The organism is Salinicola peritrichatus (assembly GCF_003206715.1).
Lineage (GTDB): Bacteria > Pseudomonadota > Gammaproteobacteria > Pseudomonadales > Halomonadaceae > Salinicola > Salinicola peritrichatus.
Map to the genome: position 1 here is coordinate 1 of NZ_PZJU01000109.1, position 862 is coordinate 862.

General features: G+C 59.9%; 1 protein-coding gene. It reads left to right on the forward strand.

All coding sequences use genetic code 11. The annotated features are described in order from the left end of the window. Positions 1 to 862: tripartite tricarboxylate transporter permease (locus DOM57_RS21660; protein ID WP_162619641.1), on the forward strand; the 862-nt coding region annotated here is incomplete at both ends.

An 862-nucleotide genomic window follows, 5' to 3' on the forward strand; every position in this document is an offset into this window, starting at 1 on the left:
GGGTCCACTTCAGGAGTTCGGTCCCTCCGAGATGACCGCCCTGATGCTGTTTGCGCTGTCGCTGGTCAGCGTCCTCAGCGGCCGGAACATGTTCAAGGGCTTCGCTGCGCTGTTCATCGGGGCCTGGGTGGGAATGATCGGACTCGACCCCATTGGTGGTCCGCCCCGCTATACCTTTGGACTCATGGAGTTGTTCGAAGGGATCGACTTCACGATCGTGGCCGTCGGGCTCTTTGGACTCTCGGAGATGTTCGTCAGCCTGGCCGGCAAGACCACGGGCGAGACCATCAGTTACAGTTTCCGGTCCCTGCTGCCGAGCTGGAAGGATATCTGGGACTGCAAGTGGATATTCGCCTTCGGTGCTCTGGTCGGTTTCTTCGTGGGTGTATTGCCCGGGGTCGGCGCCACTGCCGCCACGATGCTGTGCTATGCCCTGGCCAAGAAGATGTCGCGCACACCCGAGCGCTTCGGCCAGGGTGACGTCAGGGGCGTGGCGGCTCCGGAATCGGCAAACAACAGCGCCTCCTATGCCTCGATGATCCCGCTCTTTTCCCTGGGTATTCCCGGGTCGGCAACCACGGCGGTGCTGTTGGGTGGATTGTTGATGATCGGCCTCCAGCCGGGCCCATTGCTGTTCACCAACAATCCCGACTTCGTATGGACGGTATTCGGCACCTTCTGGACAGGGAATCTGATGCTGGTGTTCTTGACCATCGCCATGATTCCGGTGCTGGCCAGCATTGTGTTCTTGCCCAAGTCGCTACTGTATCCAGTGGTCATCGGTATCGTGGTCTTTGGCGTCTATTCGATCAACTACCTGACCGCGGACGTGGTGATAGCGCTGATCGCCGGTGAAGTGGAC